General features: G+C 67.2%; 21 protein-coding genes and 1 tRNA gene. 9 read left to right on the top strand and 13 right to left on the bottom strand.

Annotated elements, in window-relative coordinates; all coding sequences use genetic code 11:
• Positions 1 to 22: 22 nt before the first annotated feature.
• Genes TX76_RS09920 through coxB form a run of 5 tightly spaced genes read right to left on the bottom strand, consistent with a single transcriptional unit; the run spans position 23 to position 4,194 of the window.
• Positions 23 to 229 carry a hypothetical protein gene (locus tag TX76_RS09920; protein WP_049902184.1) on the bottom strand — a complete coding sequence of 69 codons (207 nt, stop codon included), beginning with the start codon at positions 227 to 229 and terminating at the stop codon, positions 23 to 25.
• The gene (locus TX76_RS09915) at positions 229 to 582 is read right to left on the bottom strand and encodes a DUF7577 domain-containing protein (RefSeq protein ID WP_049902183.1); all 354 of its coding nucleotides are present in this window, start codon (positions 580 to 582) and stop codon (positions 229 to 231) included. The genes TX76_RS09920 and TX76_RS09915 overlap by 1 nt, the downstream gene beginning before the upstream one ends.
• 2 nt (positions 583 to 584) lie before the next feature.
• On the bottom strand, positions 585 to 854 hold the full coding sequence (locus TX76_RS09910; protein WP_049902181.1) for a cytochrome C oxidase subunit IV family protein: 270 nt from the start codon (positions 852 to 854) through the stop codon (positions 585 to 587).
• 11 nt (positions 855 to 865) lie between these two features.
• A complete protein-coding gene (locus TX76_RS09905) occupies positions 866 to 3,385 on the bottom strand; it encodes a cbb3-type cytochrome c oxidase subunit I (RefSeq protein ID WP_049902179.1) in 2,520 nt (839 codons plus the stop codon).
• The gene (gene coxB / locus TX76_RS09900; RefSeq protein WP_154019047.1) at positions 3,382 to 4,194 is read right to left on the bottom strand and encodes a cytochrome c oxidase subunit II; all 813 of its coding nucleotides are present in this window, start codon (positions 4,192 to 4,194) and stop codon (positions 3,382 to 3,384) included. The genes TX76_RS09905 and coxB overlap by 4 nt, the downstream gene beginning before the upstream one ends.
• 177 nt (positions 4,195 to 4,371) lie before the next feature.
• Here coxB and TX76_RS09895 point away from each other — a divergent pair, with 177 nt between their 5' ends.
• Positions 4,372 to 5,718 carry an MBL fold metallo-hydrolase gene (locus TX76_RS09895; protein WP_049902178.1) on the top strand — a complete coding sequence of 449 codons (1,347 nt, stop codon included), beginning with the start codon at positions 4,372 to 4,374 and terminating at the stop codon, positions 5,716 to 5,718.
• A gap of 53 nt (positions 5,719 to 5,771) precedes the next feature.
• Entirely contained in the window at positions 5,772 to 6,989 is a 1,218-nt protein-coding gene (locus tag TX76_RS09890) for a hypothetical protein (RefSeq protein ID WP_049902177.1), read from the top strand.
• Between the two features lie 52 nt (positions 6,990 to 7,041).
• Here the strand turns inward: TX76_RS09890 and TX76_RS09885 are convergent, their stop codons facing one another.
• Entirely contained in the window at positions 7,042 to 8,049 is a 1,008-nt protein-coding gene (locus TX76_RS09885) for an oxidoreductase (protein WP_049902174.1), read from the bottom strand.
• Between the two features lie 123 nt (positions 8,050 to 8,172).
• Between TX76_RS09885 and TX76_RS09880 the strand changes: the two genes are divergently transcribed.
• Positions 8,173 to 8,586, top strand: a complete 414-nt coding sequence (locus TX76_RS09880; RefSeq protein ID WP_049902173.1) for a hypothetical protein — start codon at positions 8,173 to 8,175, stop codon at positions 8,584 to 8,586.
• Between the two features lie 57 nt (positions 8,587 to 8,643).
• On the opposite strand, the gene TX76_RS09875 is transcribed toward TX76_RS09880, so the two are convergent.
• The 3 genes from TX76_RS09875 to TX76_RS09865 all read right to left on the bottom strand — a co-directional run bounded on the left by TX76_RS09875 (position 8,644) and on the right by TX76_RS09865 (position 11,194).
• Complete coding sequence (locus TX76_RS09875; protein WP_049902172.1) at positions 8,644 to 8,925, bottom strand: DUF6360 family protein; 282 nt, start codon at positions 8,923 to 8,925, stop codon at positions 8,644 to 8,646.
• Positions 8,926 to 8,981: 56 nt separating this feature from the next.
• Complete coding sequence (locus tag TX76_RS09870) at positions 8,982 to 10,757, bottom strand: nitrite/sulfite reductase (RefSeq protein WP_049902171.1); 1,776 nt, start codon at positions 10,755 to 10,757, stop codon at positions 8,982 to 8,984.
• Positions 10,758 to 10,864: 107 nt separating this feature from the next.
• On the bottom strand, positions 10,865 to 11,194 hold the full coding sequence (locus tag TX76_RS09865; RefSeq protein WP_049902169.1) for a hypothetical protein: 330 nt from the start codon (positions 11,192 to 11,194) through the stop codon (positions 10,865 to 10,867).
• A gap of 304 nt (positions 11,195 to 11,498) precedes the next feature.
• Here TX76_RS09865 and TX76_RS18505 point away from each other — a divergent pair, with 304 nt between their 5' ends.
• The 3 genes from TX76_RS18505 (at position 11,499) to TX76_RS09855 (ending at position 12,486) form a co-directional block, all read left to right on the top strand.
• Positions 11,499 to 11,630: a hypothetical protein gene (locus TX76_RS18505; RefSeq protein ID WP_267462364.1), complete on the top strand. Its 132-nt coding sequence runs from the start codon at positions 11,499 to 11,501 to the stop codon at positions 11,628 to 11,630.
• Between the two features lie 60 nt (positions 11,631 to 11,690).
• Positions 11,691 to 12,383: a DUF7119 family protein gene (locus TX76_RS09860; RefSeq protein WP_049902167.1), complete on the top strand. Its 693-nt coding sequence runs from the start codon at positions 11,691 to 11,693 to the stop codon at positions 12,381 to 12,383.
• 29 nt (positions 12,384 to 12,412) lie between these two features.
• Positions 12,413 to 12,486: transfer RNA gene (locus TX76_RS09855), tRNA-Lys, on the top strand.
• 476 nt (positions 12,487 to 12,962) lie between these two features.
• On the opposite strand, the gene TX76_RS09850 is transcribed toward TX76_RS09855, so the two are convergent.
• Together TX76_RS09850 and TX76_RS09835 are read right to left on the bottom strand one after the other, a co-directional pair.
• Positions 12,963 to 14,054 carry a hypothetical protein gene (locus TX76_RS09850; protein WP_049902165.1) on the bottom strand — a complete coding sequence of 364 codons (1,092 nt, stop codon included), beginning with the start codon at positions 14,052 to 14,054 and terminating at the stop codon, positions 12,963 to 12,965.
• A gap of 966 nt (positions 14,055 to 15,020) precedes the next feature.
• Positions 15,021 to 15,284: a hypothetical protein gene (locus tag TX76_RS09835; RefSeq protein ID WP_049902161.1), complete on the bottom strand. Its 264-nt coding sequence runs from the start codon at positions 15,282 to 15,284 to the stop codon at positions 15,021 to 15,023.
• Between TX76_RS09835 and TX76_RS09830 the strand changes: the two genes are divergently transcribed.
• Positions 15,271 to 16,080, top strand: coding sequence for an MFS transporter (locus tag TX76_RS09830; RefSeq protein ID WP_049902159.1), 810 nt, complete (start codon positions 15,271 to 15,273; stop codon positions 16,078 to 16,080). The two genes, TX76_RS09835 and TX76_RS09830, sit on opposite strands and share 14 nt — an antisense overlap.
• Positions 16,081 to 16,195: 115 nt before the next feature.
• Positions 16,196 to 17,515 (top strand): 5'-deoxyadenosine deaminase, encoded by a 1,320-nt coding sequence (locus tag TX76_RS09825; RefSeq protein ID WP_049902157.1) that lies wholly within the window; start codon positions 16,196 to 16,198, stop codon positions 17,513 to 17,515.
• 87 nt (positions 17,516 to 17,602) lie between these two features.
• On the opposite strand, the gene npdG is transcribed toward TX76_RS09825, so the two are convergent.
• The gene (gene npdG, locus TX76_RS09820) at positions 17,603 to 18,271 is read right to left on the bottom strand and encodes an NADPH-dependent F420 reductase (protein ID WP_049902155.1); all 669 of its coding nucleotides are present in this window, start codon (positions 18,269 to 18,271) and stop codon (positions 17,603 to 17,605) included.
• A 619-nt stretch (positions 18,272 to 18,890) separates the two neighbouring features.
• Positions 18,891 to 20,354 (bottom strand): NCS2 family permease, encoded by a 1,464-nt coding sequence (locus tag TX76_RS09810; protein ID WP_049902152.1) that lies wholly within the window; start codon positions 20,352 to 20,354, stop codon positions 18,891 to 18,893.
• Between the two features lie 193 nt (positions 20,355 to 20,547).
• On the opposite strand from TX76_RS09810, the gene TX76_RS09805 reads away from it, so the two are divergent.
• Positions 20,548 to 22,143, top strand: a complete 1,596-nt coding sequence (locus tag TX76_RS09805; protein ID WP_049902150.1) for an acetolactate synthase large subunit — start codon at positions 20,548 to 20,550, stop codon at positions 22,141 to 22,143.
• Positions 22,144 to 22,359: the final 216 nt, after the last annotated feature.

Raw genomic sequence — 22,359 nt, 5'->3', positions numbered from 1 at the left:
GGCGGTCCGGGTCGTCGGTTCGTCACACCCCTTCTCGCTTTTCATCCGGTGATCCGGTGGCGAGCATCGCGACGACGAACACGAAGAGGACGAGCGCCGCCACCGCGCCCGCACCGGCGACGACCGGGTTCGTGAGCCCGCCGCCCGCCATCCTGAGCACGCCCATCGACACGCCGACCCCGACCGGGACCGAGAACAGCACCGCGTAGCCGAGATCGGAGCGCTCCATCACAGCCTCGCCACGCAGTCGTGACAGTACGTGAACGTTGGATCGTTCTCGGCGTCACAGCGACGACAGACGACCACCGACGGGGTCGACGATACGGGTGATTCGGGCGGCGTGGACGCTGCGGACGGCGCGGACGGCGTCGACGGTGACGACCGATCCGGCGTCGAAGCGCCTGGCGACTCCCCATCGGCTGGCTGCGAGACGTCCGGATCGGGCGGATACACGTCGTCTCCCCAGCCTACCGGGGGCAGGGATTCCTCGTCGGCGTCGACGCGGCGCGAGAGATAGAGGATGAGCGGGAACTGCAACAGCGGGAGCACCACGAGCATCGCGACGCCCCACACGGCCATCATGGTCAGGTGATCGAGTACGAGGCCGCGATCGTCAGCACGAGCGCCGTGATGAGCCCCGAGAGCACGACGAACGTGATCGACCGGGGCTCGTAGCGGAGATGCTGGTAGTAGCCCGCGACGAACAGCGCCTTGATCAGCGAGAGCAGGATGATCCCCCCGAACGCGAGCCAGTAGGCGCTTTCGAGCAGCCCCGTGAACTCGAACGCGACCTGGGCGGTCGCGAACACGAACAACACGACGTAGATCCCGGCGTAGAGTCTGGTTGATGGCATGCGTGATCACCTCACAGGATGTAGAACAGCGGGAACAGGAACAGCCACACGATGTCCACGAAGTGCCAGTACAGCCCGAAGTATTCGAGGGGGCGCTCGTCGTCCAGGTACGCCCCCCGCCACGCCCGCACGAGCATGTAGACCGCGATCAACAGCCCGATGATGACGTGGGCGGCGTGGAGCCCCGTCGTGAGGAAAAAGGTCGACGTGCGGACGTTGGCGGAGAGTTCGATTCCCTCGTGGAAGAGGTGGTTCCATTCGAGCCCCTTGTTCACGAGGAAGCCGATCCCGAGCAGGATCGTCGTCGTGATGCTCGCCACCACACCCCATTTGCTCCGCTTTTCGGCCGCGACCAGCGCGAGGATCACGGTGAAGCTGCTGGTGAGGAGCAGGTAGGTGTTCATCAGTCCGGGGATCGGGTCGCCAGGCACGAGCTCCCAGCCGGTCCAACCCGCGGAGATCCGGACGAACACGTACGTCCCGATGAACGCGCCGAACAGCACGACGTCGGACGCGAGGAAGATCCAGACGCCGAGCTTGGTGTTCTCGATCGCTTCGAACGGCCAGCTCTCGCCGAACGGGCCCGTCGGGGCGTGGAACTGTTCGCGCCCGAGCGCCACGAGCGAGACGCTGGTGATCGCGACCCCGATGAGCGTGAGCGTGAGGTACATCCCGCCGGCGATGCCCGGCGCGAAGCTCCCCTCCTGGAGGCCCGAGAGCCCGAGGAACACGAAGAAGGCCCCGACACCGATCGCAAAGGGCCAGATGCTCGCGTGGCTCTCGGGTTCGTCCGCGTGCGCCTCGTGCGCGTCGTGCGTCGTGAGCGTGCCGCCGTCGGTCATCTCGCCGCCGTCCGTGGCCTGCGAGCCGGAGAGGAAGTCGAGCGAACCGCTCCGGTAGCTCGGGACGCCGGGGAAGTTCTCGAGCGGCGGCGGCGAGGGGATCGCCCACTCGGCGGTGGTGGAGTACGCCCACGGGTTGCCCGTCGCGGCCTCGCCGTCGACGAGACTCTTCGTGAGATTGTAGAACATCACGAGGAAGGAGGCTCCCAGTATGAACCCGCCGACCGTGGCGAGCTGGTGCCAGATCGTGAGCGCCTCGGGGTACTCGAACACCCGGCGCGGGGTCTCCCATGCCACGAACATCGGGAAGTAGAGCAGGTTGAATCCCACGAAATAGAGGACGAAGTGGACCTTCCCGAGGAACTCGTCGTACATCTTCCCCGTCATCTTCGGGAACCAGTAGTAGAGGCCGCCGATCAGCGCGGTGACGCCGCCGACCATCACGTAGTGGAAGTGTGCGACCACCCAGTAGGTCCCGCGGAACTGATAGTCGAGCACGACAGCGCCCAGAAAGACGCCCGTGATCCCGCCCACGATGAACAGGATGAGCGAGCCGAACGTGAACAGGAAGGGCGTGGCGAAGCGCACCTTCCCCTTGATGGTAGTGTAGATCAGCGAGAACACCATCAGATCGAACGGGAGGGAGATGCCGATGGTGGTCGCCATGAACAGCGTCTTGATCTGGAGGTTGATCGAGGTCAGGAACATGTGGTGCATCCAGACCACGAAGCTCTGGAGCGCCACCAGCACCATCGCAGCGATGAACCACTTCCGGCCGACGATCCGTCGTCCCGTGAAGGTCTGGAAGGTCTCGGCCATCACGCCGAGCGCGGGGAAGAAGACGATGTAGACCTCTGGATGGCCGAAGAACCAGAACAGGTGGGTCCAGAGGATCGACCCACCAGGGCTACTGGCGGCGAAGTACGTCGTCCCGATGAGCCGATCCGACGAGAGGATCACGAGCGCCGCGAGCAGCGCCGCGAACGCGAAGAGCATCATCCACACGGTAAGGAGAATGGTCCACGTGAACAGGGGGAGCCGCCGGAGGGTCAGCCCCTCCGCGCGCATTCGGTGCATCGTGGTCAGGAAGTTCACCGACGAGACGGTGACGCTCACCACGAACAGGAGGAGCGCGAGGATCGCCGTGCTGGCCCCGATGCTCGGCGTGTACGTCGGGATGTTGAGCGGCGCGTACATCGTCCAGCCGCCCGAGAACGTCCCGCCCTGGAAGAACGATACCCCGAGCAACAGCCCCGAGAAGAGGTACAGCCAGTAGCTGAGTGCGTTCAATCGTGGGAAGGCGAGGTCCTTCGCGCCGATCTGGAGCGGGACGACGTAGTTCGCGAAGCCAAAGGCGAAGGGCGAGAGGAACCAGAAGATCATGATGAGACCGTGCGTCGAGACGGTCTGGTTGTACCCCATCGGGCTGAGGATCCCCGCGCCGGGCGTGAACAGTTGGACCCGCATCAGGAGTGCGAGCACGCCCCCGAACACGAGGAAGAAGAGGGCGGTCACGGTGTAGAGGATCCCGACGTCCTTGTGGTTCGTGGTGACGAGCCATCGCTTGACCGACTCGTACGGCGGCAGCCCGTGGGATTCGGTCGTGGCGTGTTCGTCGCTCGTCGCGGGGAGTCCCTCGCCAGCCCCCGCGTATCCGCCGTCCGGCGTCGGCTCTGATGAGTCGGTCATGCTGCTGTGGTCCCGTTGTTCGCTGTCGTCGCATTGGCCGCCGCGGCGGACGCGTTGGTCGCCGTTGCGTTGCCCGTCGTGGTGTTCGACGGCGTGGTGTTCGCGTACCACCGCTCGTACGCGTCGGGCTCCATGACGCTCACGTTCGCGTTCATCGCCGAGTGGCCCGCGCCGCACAGCTCGAAACACTGAGCTTGGTAGGTTCCGGTCTCGTTCGGCTGGAACCACGTGTCGGTGGTTTGGCCGGGAATGGCGTCGGTCTTCATCTTGAACGCGGGGATCCCGAAGTTGTGGAAGACATCCCGCGAGGTGACGGTGAGCTGTACCGTCGTGTTCGCAGGCACGCGAAGCGTCCCCGAGGTGTTGCCGTTGGGGTAGACGAACTCCCAGCCGAACTGGTACCCCTCGACCCGGATGTCGAGGCTGTCGTCGGTTTCCGCCGCCTGGGTCTCGACGTCCACCAGCGCGACCCACGTCCACGCGATGAGCGATATCACGACGACGGCGCTCAACAGGAGCGAGAGGGCGAGCTTCCGTCCACCACCCCCGCCCTCGGGCAGTTCGCCCAGTTCGGGCCGATCGATCCCGTCGTCGCCGTCCCGGTCCCCGCGATCCCGGAACTTGTAGCCATTATAAAGCATGTAGCCGATGACGACCACCCCCACGATCGTCCCGAGGACGAGGAACACCACGAAGATCGTCCGGAATATCTCGTCACGACCGCCGTCCGGGACGATGCCGCTCTGGAGCGGGGCCACGAGCGCGGGGAGCAGGACCATCGGGTGCATCGAAACTCCGTCATCGACCATGGTCGTCGGGGGTACTTATTCATTGGGGGTCGGTATCACGGGCCACTCGTATCGCAACGAAGCGCGCCGATCGGATGGTGTCCGAGCCGGCTCCGACGGTCGACGGATCGGCCGCGCCGACGAGTCGGGTGGCCACGAACCGACGGGCCGAAACACGTCCACCCGGTACTGAGGGCAATGAACCTTCGATTCCTCGGCGGCGCTCGCGAGGTCGGCCGGAGCGCCGTCCTCGTCAACGATTCCCTCCTGCTCGATTACGGCATGCGATCGGGCACGCCGCCAGGGTTTCCCGTCGGATCGGTCGATCCCGAGGCGGTGGTGGTCTCGCACGGCCACCTCGATCACGCCGGGGCCGTGCCTGGACTGCTCTCGGGCGATTCGCGGCCCGCGATCCACTGGACGCCGCCGACCGGCGAACTCGCCCGGACCCTCGCGCGGGACACCCTCAAACTTCATGGGGGCTCGTACCGCTGTCCGTTCACCGAGACCGACCTCAAGCGCGTCAGCGAGGTCGCCACGACCCACGGCTACCGCGAGTCGTTCACCGCTGCGGGCCACGAAGTCACGTTCTTCGACGCGGGCCACATCCCTGGTAGTGCTCACGTTTTGATCGACGACAGCGAGGTGCAACGCACCTCGGGCAATCGGACGCAGTCCGATGACGGCGACACCCGCCTGCTCTACAGCGGGGATTTCCACACCGGCAGTCGCCAACGCGACGGCAACGACGGCGACGCCGCGGATCGTGAAACCGGGGGCGTATCGTCGGTAGGTGGACAACGCCTCGTCCCACCGACCACGACACGCCCCGAGGCGGACGTCGTGATCTGTGAGAGCACGTACTCGGACGTCGCACACGAGGATCGCGCCGTGGTCGAGGAGCGGTTCGTCGAGAGCGTCCGGCGGACGCTGTGGGAGGGTGGGACGGTGGTGGTGCCCGCGTTCGCCATCGGTCGAACGCAGGAGCTGCTGCTCGTCTGTGAGGAGTACGACATCCCGTGTTACGTCGACGGCATGGGCCAGCGAGTGACGGAGATGCTCCGCCAGTACCCCGAATTCGTTCGCGACGCCGACGCGCTCCGGCGAGCCACGAGCCATGCGCGGTTCGTCACGGGACGGGACGGCCAGCGAGAACGGATCGCCGAGCAATCGACCGCGATCGTCACCACCAGTGGGATGCTGTCGGGTGGCCCCGCGATGACGTACATCCCCGCGATCTCCGGCCATCCGGTGAACAAGATCACGCTCACCGGCTACCAGGTCGAAGGAACGCCCGGACGTGATCTGCTCGACACCGGGAGTGCGGCAATCGACGGCCGCCGGATGCCCGTGAGCGCGCAGGTCGAGCAGTACGACTTCTCCGCGCACGCCGACCGCCAGGGGCTGTTCGACTACCTCGATTCGTACCGCGACAGTCGAGTGCTCGTCAACCACGGCGATCGGTGCGAGGCGTTCGCGGCGGAGCTGCGGGACGACGGCTTCGACGCCGCCGCCCCCGCTCTCGGCGACGTCGTCGAGGTGTAGACGCTGCACACGCTGCTCGAACGCTTTTCCGTGGGCGTCGCCTCCATGCGGACATGGATGACCCGGACGCGACGAACGACGAGACCGAGGGAACACTCACGGAACTGCTCGCGGACCTTCCCGACCATCTGCGCGACGAGGCCGACGCCGCGGTGGCCAGCGCGCGCGATGCCGACGACCTCGGCGAACGGCTCGCGGATCTCCAGGGAGAACACGACGCCACGGGCGAATCCGATGGGACGGACGTCCCCGTGATCGTTGAGAGCGAGGAGACCGGCGACGGCGTGTTCGACCGCGTCCGCTCGACGCTCGGCGACGCGCGTGATCGCGTGACCGGCGACGACGCCGATTCGGTTGCGGGCGTCGGCGATGACAATGGCGATGGTGACGGCTTGGCGTCGTCGGGCAGCACGGATGCCGACTCCGAGTCGTCGACACTCCCCGGTGTCGAGCGGTCGCGCGAACTCGCCACGGACGCCAGATCGAGGGCGGGGTCCTCGCTCGATCGGGACGTCTCACTCCCGTCGGTCGACCGGGACCGGACCCGAGACGTGGCCCGAGTCGTGCGCGATCGCGCGGGCATCGGTGCGCTCGAACTCAAGCGAACCGTCCGCGACGCCGACCCGAAGCAGGCCGCACTCTGGGGTCTGGCCACCGGCGTCACGGTCGCTAACCCCGCCATCGCGGCGAGTTACTCCACGGTGGCCCTCCTCTCGGGTGCAGTACTCGGCGGGAGCGTGGTGGGCGCGTACGCCACCAGCCACGACGACACCATGTTCGACGACCTGGACCCGACGATGATGGCGCAGCGGGCCAACGCCGGGGCATCGAAGGGGGCGGGCGCACGAAGGATCGACGGCAGGTCGGTCGGCGCGATGGTTGGCGCGTCGGCGTACCTCGCCGAGGAACTCACGCCCGAGGAATACGCCCAGTGGGTCACCGAGGCCGACGCCGGATCGGTGCTCGACGGCGTGGAGATGGGTTCCGAACGGGCGGCCGACGCCGACGACTTCGAAGGAGTGCGGTCCGGCGCGGCGCTCGGGGGCGGTCTCGGCCTCCTCTACGGACTGGCGAGGGACGACGACGTGACTGGCGACGACCCGCTCCGAGAGCTCCTCGACGACGACCTCTGGGACGAGTACGCCGGCCGTCTCGGTAGCGAGGACGGGATCGGGGGCACCGGGGGGCGACTCGTCGACGAAGACGGCGCGATCGAGGAGGGTGACGGAGCGGACGAAGCCGACTCCGCCACCGAGTTCGACGACGAATGAGACAGGGTTCGATCGGCTGCCGGTTCGAGACAGTGTTTCCGGCGACGGTCGTTCAGTTCGCCGCGACGTCGAAATCGTAGGTGACGCCGGTCAACTCCTCCGAGACGTCCCAAAGCCGTGCTGCCGTCGCCTCGTCGTACGATCGCTCGCTGGAGCGCTGTTCTTCGGGATGGCCACGCATGTTCCGGAACCCGCCGGGTCCGACGTACTCGCCGCCGTCCAGATCGGGTTCGGTGGCAGCGTAGAGCATCGGCAGCGCGCCCGTCGCGGCGTCCTGGGCGACGATGGCGTTCGCGATCTTCGTGCCCCACAGTCGGAGCCTCTCGCCCGCCTGTTCGGGTCCCCGGCGCTGGAGGTCCGTCGCCGCGTAGCCGGGGTGACACGCCACGCTCGTCACGTCACCGATGCCGGAATCCCGAAGTCGACGGTGGAGTTCGTAGGCGAAGAGCACGTTCGCGAGCTTGCTCTGGCCGTAGGCTGCCCACTCGTCGTAGGCGTCCTCGCCGTGGAGATCGTCGCTCACGGCGTTGCCGTTCGCGCTTGTCGTGGCGCTTCGCGCCACGCTGTCGAAGTCGATCTCGCCGCTCTCGTGGAGGCCGCTGCTCTGGGTCACGACGCGGCTCTCGCCGGGGGTCTCGTGGAGGTACTCCAGCAGGGTGCCGGTGAGCGCGAAGTGCCCCAGATGATTGACACCGAACTGTGTCTCGAACCCGTCGACGGTCTCGCTCCGCGGGATCGCCATCACGCCGGCGTTGTTGCAGAGCACGTGGAGCTCGTCGTGGGTGTCCGCGAAATCCGCGGCGAACCGACCGACCGACGAGAGGTCCGCGAGATCCAGCTCGATGACCGTGAGCGAGGTCTCGGGAGCCGTTTCTCGAATGCGCTCGCCCGCCTCGACGCCGCGCTCGACGCTCCGGCACGCGAGGACGACGTTCGCCCCGTGGAGTGCGAACTCCCGCGCCGCCTCGTAGCCGAGGCCGCTGTTCGCGCCGGTGACGACCACCGTCTTCCCGTCGAGGTCCCCCATTCGTTCCGCGGTCCAGTCGCCGTTGGATGCCATGCAGGTCGTGCGTGGAGGATACGGAAAGCGATTGGCGTTGCGGCGATGCCACCCGATCCCGGGACCGATGACGAGCCCAACCCTGCGCCGAGGAGTTTTGTCCACAGTCGTCGATGTATCCCTATGGACGACGAGCCCACGGATCTCGACGGGGCCGAACGGGCCGCGCTCCACGACCTCCAGCTCGGCATCGAGCATCTCCAGCGGGGGTACGGCCACCTCGTCGCGTTCCACCACCAGGTCGGTCGCGGGATGGACAGGCTGGACGACGCACGCGAGAAGCTCCGCGAGGCCGGCCACGACGCGTGGGCGGACGTCCTCCGCGACGATCTCCTTCCAGCAGGTGCGGTCGACGGGCGGTGGACCTACGAGATCGTCGAGTCGTTCGCGGACGGCTTTCTCGCGCCAGCGGCCGAGTTCGAGGCGAGCGTGCGTGAGGAACTGGCCGACGGCCGACGGCACGTCACCGAGCGCCAGCAACAGCGCGCGTGGCGCGAGCGCAGCGAGAGCGACGCGGCGGCCGACACCGAGCGGTAGCGAGGGGGTCGGCGAAGTCGCGTCGGATGTGTTCGGTGAGATTGCGTCGGTCGCCAGTCAGTCCTGAGCCGCCTCGACGTCCGCAGCGTGGTCTTCGAGCGCCGCCGCGACTTCGCGGGCCTGGTCCGGCGAGAGCTGCACCTCGTCGGCGTGGGCGGGAAGGTGATCGAGGTCGGTGTTGTCGAGTTCGAGCTGGAGCTGGACGTGCTCGGGGTTCTTTCGGGCAGAGGTGACGTTGAGCACGGCGAGTGCGTCCTCCTCGAACTCGTGGCCCTCCGCCTGGCCGTCGAGCAGGTCGAGCGTGGTGTAGGCGTTGACTTTCAGAATGCGATCGCTCATGGGTGGTAGTGGTCGACGAAGAACTTAATCGTCGCTGTCGATCGCCGGAGACTGGATCAGTCGTCGGCCGAGATCGGCGTGCCGTCGGCACGGGCGGGCGTCGGCCGGTCGTCCATGTCGTCGTCCTCGGCGTAGGGATACCACGTCATCTTCGTGTTGTGCATGAACGGATCCTCGTAGTCGGTCTCCTCGGGGTCGGCGAGCGCTTCGAGTTCGTCCTCGTCGCGTGCAGCGATGAACTCCCGGAAGCTCTCGTCGTCCGCGGACTCGGCTTCGTAGGCGTCGAGGACGTTCGCGATGTAGCCAGGCACCTCGTCGGCCGCGACCCGCATCGCGATCCAGTCCGCGAAGTGGGGGTCCTCGCCGAGTCCGCCGCCGAGACCGATGTCGAACGCCTCGACGGGTTCGCCGTCCTTCCTGGTCTTCATCCCCCGCAGGCTGATGTCGGCGATCTGGGGCTGGGCGCACGAGGCGGTACAGCCCGAGAGGTGGACGTGGAAGTCCTCGATCCCGTCGGGGAGCGCGACGTTGTCCTTGAGCCAGCGGGCGTACCGGACCTGCCGATTTTTGGTCTCCACGATCGAAAGCGAGCAGAACTCAGTCCCGGTGCAGGCGATCGATCCACGCATGAACGGATGGGGGTCCGGTGAGTAGTCCTCCAGCAGGGGTTCGTCGAGGAACGCGTCGAGATCGTCCTCGGGCACGTCGGTCACGATGACGTTCTGGCGCTGGGTGAGTCGGACCTCGCCGGAGCCGTACTCGTCGGCGAGGGCGGCGAGTTCGAGGGTGTCCTCGGCTCCCATCCGCCCCACGAGGACGTCGAGGCCGACGTAGTAGTTGCCATCGGGCTGTTCGTGGACGCCGACGTGGTCGCCGTGTTCGTCCTGCCGGCCCGCGTTGTAGGTGTAGTCCTCGCGGAGGTCCTCGCCGGCCGTGGGGAGCTCGTAGTCGATGTACTCCTCCTGGAGCACGTTCCGGATCTTCTCGGTCCCCCACTCGTCGACGAGGAACTTGATACGGGCGTTGAACCGGTCGTCGCGGTCGCCGTGATCGCGGAAGAGTGCGGACATCCCCGCGGAAACCTTCGGGGCGTCCTCGGGCGTGCAGAACACGTCGATGTCGCGCGCGAAGCGGGGCTCCTTCCGCGAGAGACCGCCGCCGACCCGGACGTTGAACCCCATTTTCTCCTCGCCGTCGATCTCCTTTTCGGCGGGCTCGAACGCAAGGTCGTTGATGTCGCCCTGGCCGCAGCCCTCGTCACAGCCCGTCACCGAGACCTTCCACTTCCGGGGCATGTTCGAGTACGCCTCGTTGCCCTTGAACTCCTCGTGGAGCTCCTGTGCGACGGGCCACGCGTCGACGTGTTCGTGTTTGTCCTTGCCCGCGACCGGACAGCCGACGATGTTGCGCCACGAGTCGCCGCAGGCCTGGATGGTCGACATCCCGTTCGCCTCCAGCTTCTCGAAGATCTCCGGAACGTCCTCGATGCGAATCCAGTGGAGTTGGATCGACTGGCGGGTGGTCCAGTCGCAGTACGCGCCGCCGAACTCGGGGTTGTCGACCGGGCCGCGGGCGTACTCGTCGGCGATCTCGCCGACCACTTCGAGCTGGCCCGGTTCGAGCACGCCGTTCGGCGTCCCGATCCGCATCATGAAGTAGCTCTCCTGGCCGTTGCGCTGGTGGTACAGCCCCCACCATTTGAACCGCTCGAACCACGCGTCGTGTTCGTCCTCGGGGATCGCCTCCCAGCCCTGCTCGGCGAACTCGAAGAGATGCTCCCTGATCTCCTCGCCGTAGACCTCGTCCTTCCAGCCCTCGACTTTACTCGGCATACCCGTATCAACGGGCCGACGCCTAAACCCTCGCCCGTGGCGTCAATCCTCCCCGCGTCTCGCGGGAGGGGGAGAGTGTTGCCGGTACGTCGGAGTCGCCGGATCGGTCATTCGGGACGAGCGAGACGAGTGCGTCGGCGGGGGACGTGGACGCTCTCGGGAACCACGGAGTGAAACTCGTCGTCGATCACCCGACCGACCGTGAGCCACGAAGTGACGCCGCTCGCCCCGCAGGCGATGCACTGGCCGGCGATGCGGGCCTCGATCGCTGGCGGGTCGACGCCGACCTCGACGAACCCCTCGGCGAGGAAATCCGCCATTGCACAGGCGCAGAAGTCGTGGCGCGCGAGCCACCAGAGGTCGCCGACGTTGACCTCGCGAGTGTCGTTGACGCTGATCCACGCCCCGTCGTCGAGCTGGTGGACGTCGATTGGCACAGCCGTCCTCGACGCCGCGCCCCCCTGAACCCATCGACCGCCGATCGGTCCCGATCGTCCACGAATTCGGTGACGCGCGACAGTAGCGAAATCGACCGAGGGGAGTTGAATGGATCGCGGATCGGGCGTCGGACATGGACACAGTTGTTGCCGGTACACGGGAGCCCGGGTAGGGTTTACAGGTGGACGCGGCCTTATGCCGATCACCGGCGTACGGTGGATCGATGACCGAGAACGACGGCGAACGCCAGCACGCGTCGGCGGACGTCGCACCGGAGCTGTACGACGAGCCGGGAGCGTCCCGATGAGTGGGGACGAGTCGACCGACGAGCAGCGGGAACCGAGCACCGACCACCTCGACGGCGTGAGCGACGGCTGTGGCTGCACCGAGATCTGGGAGCATCTCTCGGAGGAGCGCGAGGCGAACGCCGACTGAGGGTGCGCGGACGGCGCACGGCGGCGGGGCGTTTTTCATCCGCCGTCTCCACGAAGCGGTATGAGCCCTGACGGCACGCCCGACGCGAGCCCCGAGCGCGACTCGCCCGTCGGCGAGCCGGTGATCCGGGGCGATCCCGCCTTCGCCGGCGAGCGCGCGCGGGAGGCGGTCCAGTTCGACCCCGACGATCCCGAGAGCGTGGCGCGCGCCGCCGAGATCGTCCGGTCGTTCGCCGACGACTCGGTGGGTGACGCCGACAGCGTCTACATGCTCCGCGGGGCGGCGGCGTGTGCGGCCCTGGTCCGTGGCGAGGGCTCGTACAAGGCCGCGGCCGAGCGCACCGACGGCGACGCCACGGTGTCGTTCATCCGGAAGTGGGCGCGGGTCCACGATCTGCCCCGTTCGATCCGTCAGTACGTCGCCACCGGCGAGATCGCCCCGACCGCGGCGAAGCACATCGCCCGGGTCGCGGGCGAGGCGCGCTTCCTGCTGGCGTGGGCGACCCTCGACGCCGATCTCACCGTTCGGGACGTCCGCTCGATCGCGAGCGACGTCAACGCGGGCACGCCGCCGGAGCGGGCGCTCGAAGCGCACGGCGTGCCGCCAGGCGAGGTGACGCTCGACCTCCCGCCGGGGACCTACCGCGAGCTCAGACGCCAGGCCGCCCTCCGGGGCGTCGACCCCGCAACCCTCGTCGCCGAGGCGCTCGATGGGTGGGAGCCGACGGAGGATTCGCCGCCGGAACGGTACTGATTTAGGCTCGACGGCCCGAGACCGCGTGTGGGCTGGTAGCTCAGTTAGGCAGAGCGTCCGGCTTTTAACCGGACGGTCGGGGGTTCGAATCCCTCCCAGCCCGCTCCTGCGACGAACGGACGTGAGGAGCGGAGCGGCAACGGAGGATTCGAACGATGGAACGAGCGAGCGTAGCGAGCGACGTTCAGGTGGTTCGAATCCCTCCCAGCCCGCTGTTCCTTCGAGCGACGGCGAGGAGTGAACAGCGAACGCTGGGGGGTCGAAGTAGAGCAGGCGCGCGCAGCAAAGCGAGCACGTCTGCGCGTAGTTCGAATCCCTCCCAGCCCGTCGAAGCACGCCGAACAGGTCCGCGGCACTGCTGAGGCGCGTAGAGAGATCCGAGAGACAGAACGAGCAAGCGTGGCGAGTGACGTTCGGGTGGTTCAGGCCTCTCCTGAGTCTTGTTTCGAGTGATCGGAAACGCCGCAACGAGCCAAGCCGAGCCGTCAGGCACGCGGGCGTGAGAACGAACGATCTCGTGAAATCAGGCGAGAGGTTCAGTACGAACCGCTGGACCAGATCGAAAGTGCCGAAGAAAGCTCAGCCTCGAACCGGCAGATACGCGAGTCCCGCGATGAGGATGGCGGCGAGGATGCTGATGACGGCGATCCCCCAGAGACCGAGGATGCGGTCGTGGAACTCCGCCTGATCGGCCAGTTCCGCCTGGTAACCGGCGACGTCGCGCGAGAGCGTGACGGTGCTGTTGTCAGCGCCGTACTGGGCGACGTAGGTCGTGTTACCGACGGTGACGTTCTCGCCCGCCGCGAGCTCGACCGATTCGTTCCGGGTCCCCTCCCACGCGAGCGACACGCCGCTCGTGTTGACGCCCGCGACGCTCGTGGAGTTGTTTTGATACGGGAACGAGTCGCCGACCGAGACGTTCCGGGTCTCGGGCGTCGGCAGGTACTCGTCGAGTTGCTGCGTCGTGCCGTTCCGGTAGCGGACGTACTGGGTCCCGTTGACCGTGGACAGCAGCGTGTCCGCGACGTCCGAATCGGCTTGCAGCCGCTGGGTCACGTCGAACGATTCGCGGAGCGTGAACGACGAGACGTTCACGGCCGCGGCGTTCCCGCCCGATGCGTTGCCAGCGGAGGCGTTGCCGCCGGACGCGTTCCCGCTGGATGCGTTGGCGGAGGCGTTCCCGGCGGAAGCGTTTCCGGCTGAGGCGTTGCCCTCGGTCGCGTTGGCGATCACGACCCGGAAGCGCGTTCCGGCGGAGTCGTTGGTGTCACCGCCGGACGGAGCGGTGGTGGCGTTCGCGCCTGGCGTCGTGGCGCTGCCGCCCGTCGTGGTGGCGGCACTCGTCGTCGCTGGACCGGTGGTCCCGGCTGCGCCCCCACCACCCGAGCCGTTTGGCACCGACCGATAGGTCCCGTTTTGGAAGAGCAGCGTCGAGTTGTTCGCGAACGAGGCAGTGAACCGAACCGACTCGTTGACCCGCGACAGCTGGCCGGAGCCGTCGCTGACGTTGACCATCCACGCCTGTCCTTCGACATCGAGGGTGTCCCCCTGAGTGTAGTTCTGGCCCTCGACCGAGACGCTCGGCTCCTCGGCGACCGTGGTCAGCGAGTACGCCGCGATCGCGACCACCACGAAGAAGACGATGTAGACCGCCGCAGCCCGTCGTTGCATATCGGGCGCGAGGATTGCCCGCCGTTTAATCGTTGCTTTTCGGCGGAACGACCCGTACCCGAATCACTCGGACGACTGCCGACGAAGCGACGCTGCCGGTCACGATCGAACGGAAGCCGACGGCGTGTTCGCACCGGCTGTTCCATCGACGATTCGAGATCGAGGGGGAGCCCGTTCAAAACAAGCTTCCCGAATTTTGCCAGATCAGGGGAGATACAGACTCGTTCATTTCGTCGTCAGAGGCGAATGGGCACGACGAGAAGGCCACTTCGAACGTTGATAGCCTCGTTCGAACGACGGACACACGTTGACGGTCGTACTTGTACATCCCCGATACAATGGGACCCATAGGTACAAAAACAACCGCTTGATACCCGTATCTTGGTCTTCGATATCCCCAGATCGTGAATTTTCCTTGATTTATCGGGTTTTCTCCAATTGGAATTGAGGGTGTCTCGCCGTTAGCAGCCGAGATCAAATCGGGAGGTTTGTTTTGCTTTCCACATCACCGGACAAGCGAAGATATCTGTCAGTACGGTGTCCAGAACACGGTCCGACTGTCCCCGTCGATGTCGATGGAGCGGACCGAGTTGTTATACATCCTTAGTGCGTTAATTCCGGACCGTGTGTCGGATACGGCCAGCCTCGGGGGACGGAGAACCGGCGAGAGATGAACGGACCGTATGCAGATCCGCGACACGGGAGAGCAGAAAAACGGAGGATGACACCGTCGAACGGCGGGTGATCGATGGTTCCGAACGCGAACGACGTCGTGGAGGGCGGACGATCGTTCCGTCTGGTTTCGAGAACGTCCCCGGGTGGCGACCCCGAACGCCCGACGAGTCGGATTCAACGAACGAGACATCCCAAAGCCGATCGGAGAAGATTCGACAACCGGTCGTTTCCCGCCGTCGTCACACGGCTACCGACGACCTCCGGTGATCCGGACGGAGTCGAAGCGCGGCGTCAGCGGTAGCCGTCGGCGAACTCGTCGATCGTGAGCGCGACGTCGTCGCCGTACTCGTCGACGACCGTGCTCACGACGTCCTCGAGCTCGGAATGGGCGGTCCGTTCGTTCTCGCCAAGCGTGAGCCGGCGGTCGACGTAGACCGTCGCGACTGCCGGGACGACGTTGTCCGAAGGGGTGTCGACTTCGGGGTCGGTCGCGGCGACGGTGCTCGCCCCGAGGTCGTACAGCGTCCCGTCGACGATCAGCGTGCTCGCGAGCACGCTGATCGTCGACCACTACGACGACTCGCGCCGCAGTACCACCATCGAGATCGACGGCGGCGCGCTCGCGACGATCCGGTGGGAGGCCCCGTTCCTGTTCTTCGGCGTCGCCGTTCTCGTGGGTTGCTACGCGCTGTTCGTCCTCGACGAGCCGGCGATCGACGGGCGACAGTCGATCCGGACCCACTTCCGGCGGATGCGCGAGGTGCTGTCGTACCCGCGCGCCGTCGCGGCCCACGCCACCATGTTCGCCCACTTCTTCGTGTTCTACGGCGTGCTGACCGCGATGCCGTTCGTGCTGGGCGACGCCTACGGCCTGACGAGCGGGTGGATCAGCCTGTTCCTCGCCGCGCTCGCGACCGACAGCGCGGCGGTCAACACCCAGTACGGTCGGCTCGCCGGGCGCTACGATCCACCAGTCTTGGTCGCGATCGGGTTCGCGTGGTACGGCGTCTCGCTGCTCGGGTTCGCACTCCAGCCGTCGCTCCCGGTCGTGGTCGTCTGTCTCCTCGGGTTCGGCGTGGGCGTCGGGCTCATCACGCCCTCGCTCGACAGCACCGTGATCGGCCTCGTGCCTGGCCGGCTCCGTGCGGGCATGATGAGCGTCCGAACCAGCATGCTCCGGCTCGGGCAGACCGTCGGCCCGGTCGCGTTCACGACGGTCGTCGCACTGTCGGTCGGCAACGGCGGGGCCGGGTATTCCGGTGGTGCTCGGCACCTGTGGCGGCGTGATCCTGCTCGGAAGCGGTGTCGTGCTGCTCGGCCACGGCTGAACGGGGCGGCCACGCTGTGTTAACACTCACCACGAGCCGTGGCGTTCGTCCCCGTTCGACCACCACAACTGGCCAAGAAGTGCGTCGACTGCCGGCTAGCAACCTTTTTACTCGTCGCCCAGCGACCGGTACTCGGTTATGCTACTGGCTGGCACCGTCGTCGCCGACGCGCGGACAGTCATCCACGACGGTGCGGTCGTCGTCGAGGGCGACCGGATCGAGGCCGTCGGCAACGCAGCGGAGCTGGAGGATCGCTACCCCGACCACCCGACCGCGGCGTACGACGTGCTCGCACCGGGGCTGGTCGGCGGCCACGTCCACTCGGTCCAGAGTTTGGGGCGAGGGATCGCGGACGACACCGCGCTGCTGGACTGGCTGTTCGAGTACATCCTCCCGATGGAGGCGACCCTCGACGGCGATCAGATGGAGGCCGCCGCGAAGCTCGGCTACCTCGAACTCATCGAGAGCGGAACGACGACGTGTATCGATCACCTCTCGGTCTCGCATGCCGGCCGCGCGTTCGAGGCCGCCGGCGAGCTGGGGATCCGCGGGCGGCTCGGGAAGGTCCTCATGGATCAGGAGTCGCCCGACGGACTCCTCGAAGAGACCGACGCCGGCCTCGACGAGAGCGAGCGACTCATCCGGGAGTATCACGGTGCGTTCGACGACCGGATCAGATACGCGGTGACGCCCCGATTCGCGGTGAGCTGCACGGAGGAGTGTCTCCGCGGCACGCGCGAGCTCGCCGACCGCTACGACGGCGTCCGGATCCACACCCACGCCAGCGAGAACGAAGACGAGATCGCGACCGTCGAGCGCGAGACCGGCCACCGCAACATCCACTGGCTCGACGAGGTCGGAATCACCGGCGAGGACGTCGTGCTCGCCCACTGTGTCCACACCGACGAGACCGAGCGCGAGGTGCTCGCCGCAACCGGCACCCACGTCACCTACTGCCCGTCCTCGAACATGAAGCTCGCCTCGGGGATCGCGCCGATCCCGGACTACCTCGATCGCGGGATCAACGTCGCGCTCGGCAACGACGGGCCGCCCTGCAACAACACCCTCGACCCGTTCACCGAGATGCGCCAGGCGAGCCTGCTCCAGAAGGTCGACGCGCTCGATCCCACGAGCACGCCCGCCGAGACGGTGTTCGAGATGGCGACGATCAACGGTGCGGACGCCGCCGGGTTCGAGGAGGTCGGCAAACTCGCGGAGGGGTGGAAGGCCGACATCGTCGGACTCACGACCGACCTGACGCGTGCGACGCCGCTGCACGACGTGCTCTCACACCTCGTGTTCGCGGCCCACGGCGACGACGTCGCGTTCACGATGGTCGACGGCGAGGTGCTCTACGAGGGCGGCGAACTCACGGTCGCCGACGCCCACGCGATCCGCGAGGAGGCTCGTGCCGTGGACCTCGACCTCGACGCGGTCGTCGATGAGCCGGTTCCATGACCGGCCGCGACGATCGAACCGATGCGGCGGTAGGCGACGCTCCCGTGGTTCGGTCGTTCGAAAAAGTCGTTCGAGTTCCGACAGCAGCTACTGGAACCGGACGCCGAGGTCGTGCAGCCCGTCGTTGTTCATCGCGAGGTTGATCAGCAGCGGCGTGATGCTCTCGATCTCGGCGCTGTTCGCGAGCGCGCCGGCGTCGAGCGCACGCAGCCCGTCGATCTCCTCCGCGAGCCCCACGACGACACCCTTCGCGTCGGCGTCGTCGCCAGAGACCACGACATCGAGATCGAGCTCGCGGTCGAGATCGGTGAGCGCGCCGGCCGCGAGGTTCTGGAACGCGCTCACGACCGGGGTTCCCTCGGGGGCGGCGGCCGCGACCGCCTCCGCGACGCTGCCAGCGTCCGGCGTGTCGTAGTGAAAGCCGGTCCCGTCGCGCGCCATCGCCACCGCGGGGCTGACGACGATCGCCTCGTCCGCGAGGTCGTCGCACACGGCCTCGATCGTGTCGGCGGCGTACGCCGGTGGAACGCTCGCCACGACGACCCGACTCCCCGCGGCGGCGCTCGCGTTGTCGGTTCCCGAAACGTCGGTATCGACGCCGCGATCGGCCAGGCGATCGCGGTAGTCCGCTGCGCGGGACTCGCCCCTCTCGGCGTTCCGGGAGCCGATCACGATCTCGTGGTCGGTGTCGCGTGCCCATCGAAGCGCCATTCCTTCGCCGATGTCGCCGGTACCGCCGAGTAGTGCGACTCGCATACCCGAGCCTCGCCCGACGGTGGCAAAAGCGTACCGTCTCCGGCAGTATGGCCGGATCGGGCGGGTTCACTCCAACCGAAGGAGTGCTTCGAGCACGCCGCCGAGACACAGCCGCGGTCGGCGCGTAGAACACCCGTTCGTTGGTGTAGCCCTCGCGGATGCCTGGCTCGCCGTCGTAGGCGCTCGCGGTGCCCTCGTAGGACACCGCGCTCTCGTCGGTGAGAGACTGCTCGGCGAGTGCTTCGCCGTAGTCGCCGTGGATCGTCGCGGTCGTGTCGGGAAACCGGTCCCCGTCCGCGTACTCCTCGCGGTCGGCGACCATCCGGCCGTTCTCGGCGAGGAGGTCCTCGATGTGGTCGGGCATGTTGAGCGCCGCACGGTCGACCGCTTCCCGGAGCGTACACCCCATCTTCGGTGACGTCGTGACGGTCGAACCCGGCGGCGACCCCGCGGGCCGCGCGCAGTCCCTCGGGGACGTGGACTCGGCCGTAGGGCGCGCGTGTGAGGAGGACGGCGACGGCGCGCTTCACAGCGACACCACCCTGTCGGCCTCGCCGAGGAGATCGGCGAGGTCGGGGGTCGAGGGACGGAAACACGACGGATGCGGCGAACCGGACGTCTACACCGCGCCCTGGAGCGTACCGCTCGTGCGCACGAAGAAGTAGACCACGAACGCACCCGCGAGCAGCCACTGGCCCACACTGATGTCGTCGAGTTCGCCGACCGCGGTCTTCACGAGCGGGTACGCGATGATCCCCGCCGCGATCCCGTACGCGATCGAGTACGTCAGCGGCATCACGAGGATCGTGAGCCCCGCGGGGATCGCGTGGGCGATGTCGTCCCACTGGATCTCGACCACGTTCCGGAGCATCAGGAGCGCGACCACCACCAGCGCGATGTGGGAGGCGTAGAGGGGGATCGCGGCCGCGAGCGGGACGACGATCAGCGCCAGGAGGAAGAGGAGGCCGACCACGAGCGCCGTCATCCCGGTCCGGCCGCCCTCCTCGACGCCGGTCGCCGACTCGACGTAGGTCGTGACCGTCGACGTGCCCAGAACACCGCCGACGGTGGTGCCGATCGCGTCGGCCATCAGCGGCTTGTCGATGTCGGGCAGGTCGCCGTCCTCGTCGAGGAAGCCGCCGGCCTGACCGACGCCAACCAGCGTGCCCGCCGTGTCGAAGAAGTCGACGAAGAAGAACGTGAACACCACGAGCGAGAACGCGAACGCGTCGACGTTCCCGAAGCCCTCGACGAACGCACCCACGAGCGGCGTGATGTCGTACTGGGGGCTCGGCAGCGACTCGGGGAAGAGCACACCCGGCTCGGCGAATCCAGCGGTAGTGGCGAGGTAGCCGACGACGGTGGTGAGGACGACCCCGAAGACGATCGAGCCGCGGATCCCACGGGCGTAGAGCACGATGGTCAGGAAGAAGCCGAGCACCGCGAGGAGTGCGGCGGGGTCCGACGCGACGCTGCCGAGCGTCACGAGCGTCGCGGGGTCGTCGACGACCACGCCCATCTCCTGGAGCCCGATGATCGCGAGGAAGAGGCCGATCCCGGTGCCGACCGAGAACTTCACCGGTTCGGGGAACAGTCTGATGACGTACTCGCGCGCGCCGACCGCGGTCAAGAGGACGAAGAGGACGCCCTCGGTGACCACCGCCGCGAGCGCCGTCTCCCACGGGATGCCGAGCGCGCCGACCACCGTGAAGGCGAAGAAGGCGTTGAGCCCGAGCCCCGGTGCCTGGCCGAACGGCCGGTTCGCGTAGAAGGCCATCACGAAGATCGCGACCGCCGCCGCGAGGATCGTGACGACCGCGAGCATCTGCTCGACCTCGTCCGGGGAGTAGCCCTGGATCGCGATCCCGTCCTGGAACCCGTCGTCGCCGGGCTGGTCCGTCATGATCGAGGGGTTCACGACCACGATGTACGACATCGTGAGGAAGGTCGTGATCCCCGCAAGCACCTCGGTCCTGAGGTCGGTGCCGTGTTCGGCGAACCCGAAGAACCGCGCGAACACCGAATCGTTCGCCCCGCCGCCCCCGTCGCTACCCCCCGACGCCGATCCAGTACCGTCCGTCATGTCATCCTGACACATCACATCGGCCCGTTTAATTGTTTGGATGAGGCGGGAGTATCCGACTCCAGTGACCCCCACGACCGGCACGGGTCGGCGCTACGTCAGCGCTACGTCGACGCCCGAACGGTGGGAGCGTCGATGATGTGGCCCCCACGACAGCGACGGGCTAATGTACCCGCTGGGTGTAGCCTGGCGCATGCAAACCGCAGCCGACCTCCTCGTCGAGTGTCTCGAAGTCGAAGGGACCGATCACGTCTTCGGCCTGCCCGGAGAGGAGCTGGAGGAGCTCCTCTTCTCGCTCCGGGACTCGTCGATCGAGTTCATCCCCGTCCGCCACGAGCAGGGCGCGGCGTTCATGGCCGACGTCCACGGTCGACTCACCGGCGAGGCGGGCGTCTGTCTCGGGACGCTCGGACCGGGTGCGACCAACCTCATGACGGGCGTCGCCGACGCCCAGCTCGACAAGAGCCCCGTGGTGTCGATCACCGGTCAGGGTGGGCTCGAACGCCTCCACAAGGAGAGCCATCAGAAGCTCGACATCGTCGACATGTTCGAACCGATCACGAAGTGGAACGCCCAGCTCTCGGACCCCGAGATCGTCCACGAGTCGGTCCGCAAGGCGTTCAAGGTCGCCGAACACGAGAAGCCCGGCGCGACTCACCTCGAATTCCCCGAGGACGTCGCGGGAACCGAAACCGACGTCGCACCCCTCGAACGCCGGAGCAAGATCCGACGGCCGAGCCCCGACGAGACGGCAGTCGAGCGCGCCGTCGAGCTGCTGGGCGACGCCGACCGGCCGATCGTGCTCGCGGGCAACGGGGCGATCCGGACCCGCGCGTCCGAACGCCTCCGGTCGTTCGTCGACGAAACCGACATCCCCGTCGTCGGCACCTACATGGGGAAGGGAGCCGTCTCGGACGCCGACGATCACTCGCTGTTTTCGCTCCAGTACGAAGCCGAGTCGGGCGGCGGCACGCGGATCGCCGACGCCATCAGGAAGGCCGACGCGGTGCTCGCGGTGGGCTACGACATCGCCGAGCACGATCCCGCGAACTGGAACCCTGCAAGTGACAAGCGGATCGTCCACCTCGACTTCGAGCCCGCCGAGGTGTACGAACACTACAACCCGACCGTCGAGATCGTGTGTGACGTCTCCGCGGGCCTGCGCGCGATCCAGGGTCACGACGAGCCCATCGGCACCGATCCCGAGTGGTACGCCGGTATCCGCGAGGACGTCGTCGCCGACAAGTTCGATCGCCCCGACGGCGACGACGCCTTCACCGTCCGGCGTTCGCTTCCCCTCCTTCGGGACGCGATGGCCGACGAGGACGTCCTGCTCTCGGACACGGGCAGTCACAAGATGGCGATCGCTCAGGACTACCCGACCTACGAGCCGAACACCTGCATCATCTCCAACGGGCTGGCGACCATGGGGATCGCGGTCCCCGGTGCGGTCGCCGCCGATCTCGCGATCGACGGCAACGTGGTGGCCGCCACCGGCGACGGCGGCTTCCTGATGAACGCCGCCGAGATCGAGACCGCGACCAGGCTCGACTGCTCGTTCACGATCCTCCTCTACAACGACGACGACTACGGCCTGATCTCGGAGAAGCAGGCCGAGCATCGCGGCGAGAGCACCGGCACTCGCCTCACCAATCCGGACTTCGTCACCTTCGCCGAGAGCTTCGGGATCGAGGGCTACCGACCCGAGACCTGGGACGAACTCGACGCCGTTCTCGACCGCGTCGTCCCCGCCGACGAGATCGCGCTCGTCGAAGTGCCGGTGGAGTGATCGGTTCGCGAGCGCGGGCCAGGCACCGACCCGTGAGCCGATTCCGTTTCGTTCGACACTACCGCCGCGATGTGCGACGGTCGACCGATTCGCCATCGAGGAGGTCGTCGGCGGCCGATCAGTTCTCCCCGGAAGGGGTCGGTCGTCGTTCGCGTCGAGCGCCCGACGCACCGTCTCGGCGGTGATCGGCAGCGAGGTGAGGCGAACGCCGACGGG

This window comes from Halococcus agarilyticus, assembly GCF_000334895.1.
In the GTDB taxonomy this organism is placed as follows: Archaea; Halobacteriota; Halobacteria; order Halobacteriales; family Halococcaceae; genus Halococcus; species Halococcus agarilyticus.
This window is presented reverse-complemented; position numbering and strand designations above follow the sequence as displayed.